Below are 1,316 nucleotides of genomic sequence, written 5' to 3' on the forward strand. Positions count from 1 at the left end.
CGGCCGCCGGGACGGATCACTCGTGCGAGCTCCTCGAGCGCGCCGTCGGGTTCGCCGGCGGCGGCCGACGCCTCCGGTGACGCGTACTCGTGGTGAGTCATCGTCGAGTACGCACCGTCGAGGTGATCGTCGTCGAACGGGAGCGACGAAATCTCGGCCGTGACGAACTGGACGCTATCGGGGACGCCCTTCTCCCGATACCGATCGTGCATCGCAGACTGCACGTCGACGGCGTACAGCGTCTCGACGAACGGTGCGACGTCGTCCGCGTAGAATCCCGTTCCCGAGCCGAGATCGGCCACGACGCCGTCGGCCGACGGCTCGAGCATCGCCAGTAGTTCCTCGCGGGAACAGTACCGGTAGCGACCGGGATCCTCGAGCGCGTCCGCGCGATCGACCGGAAACGTGTGATAGCCCATACGGCTGGTCCGGGCCGACCGGACTTCCGCGTTGTGTTGTCGAGTACGGGACGCACGACTCAAATGAGGGTGAGACGCTCATTGCAGCTCAGTCTGATTGGCGAAAGCGAGGGAAACGAACCGACTCGAATGTGACCGACCGGCTATCGCCTTACCCGGCCCACTCGCCCGCGAGGTCGCCGGCGATGTTCTCCCGCCAGTGTTCGAACCCCTTCTCACACTCGGCGTTGTCGTGAATGTGATCGACGAATCCGGCACCGGGCGAGGCGAGCTCGTCTCCGCAGAACGGACAGGTGATCGGGTCGCTCCAGTCTGTCGTCGTAGTGGCTGCCATCGGTACCGGAATCTATCAGGAACTATCATATAAGTCTCGTCCGCTAGGATCTATTACAATTAATATGCCATATAATGACAATGATACAAGATCCGTCGGTTCGAATCGTTTCAGTCGAGTCCGGTCCACGTACCGAGACGAGCGGCGGCGATCGCGGTCAGGCCATCGCCTCGCTGTCCGTCCGGCACGGGTGTACCATAAAAAGAGTTAACCCGATCCAGTGTATATGTTACCACATGACACTCGAGGAGCAACGTGAGTACGTGTGCGTCCACTGTGGCCGGCGGGAAACGGTTGGTGACACACTCCTCAGCACCTGCCAGCAGTGCGGGGGCGAGATGCGAAACGTCGAGTTGATCCGCGAGTAGCCGAGTCCCGTGCCGGCCAGTACGATGTCGGCTCCCTCGAGCGGTGCCGCCGAAGTGGCCCTGTTTTGCGGTTTCCGCGACGCCACGTCAGCGGCTGGACCACCGCACTACCCGTCAGCGGGCGAGTCCCACCGCGACGCCGATCAGGACGAGTCCGACGAGGGCGGCCCCAACTCCGATCGCGCCGTCGCCGGC

The 1,316-nt window shown here is 63.1% G+C and carries 4 protein-coding genes; 2 read left to right on the forward strand and 2 right to left on the reverse strand.

Annotated features, from left to right (window positions below):
• Together PGX04_RS23060 and PGX04_RS23065 are read right to left on the reverse strand one after the other, a co-directional pair.
• The coding region (locus tag PGX04_RS23060; RefSeq protein WP_273740652.1) for a class I SAM-dependent methyltransferase at positions 1-419 on the reverse strand (419 nt) is incomplete at its 3' end.
• A gap of 151 nt (positions 420-570) precedes the next feature.
• Positions 571-753 carry a DUF7501 family protein gene (locus PGX04_RS23065; protein ID WP_273740653.1) on the reverse strand — a complete coding sequence of 61 codons (183 nt, stop codon included), beginning with the start codon at positions 751-753 and terminating at the stop codon, positions 571-573.
• Positions 754-989: 236 nt separating this feature from the next.
• Between PGX04_RS23065 and PGX04_RS23070 the strand changes: the two genes are divergently transcribed.
• A complete protein-coding gene (locus PGX04_RS23070) occupies positions 990-1,121 on the forward strand; it encodes a rubrerythrin-like domain-containing protein (protein ID WP_273740654.1) in 132 nt (43 codons plus the stop codon).
• A 9-nt stretch (positions 1,122-1,130) separates the two neighbouring features.
• On the forward strand, positions 1,131-1,316 hold a 186-nt coding region (locus PGX04_RS23075), incomplete at its 3' end, for a hypothetical protein (RefSeq protein WP_273740655.1).

Source organism: Natrinema soli (assembly GCF_028618695.1).

Excerpts from the sequence above, each read along its gene's own strand:
- PGX04_RS23065 (WP_273740653.1), bottom strand. The coding sequence starts at position 753 with ATGGCAGCCACTACGACGACAGACTGGAGCGACCCGATCACCTGTCCG.
- PGX04_RS23070 (WP_273740654.1), top strand. The coding sequence starts at position 990 with ATGACACTCGAGGAGCAACGTGAGTACGTGTGCGTCCACTGTGGCCGG.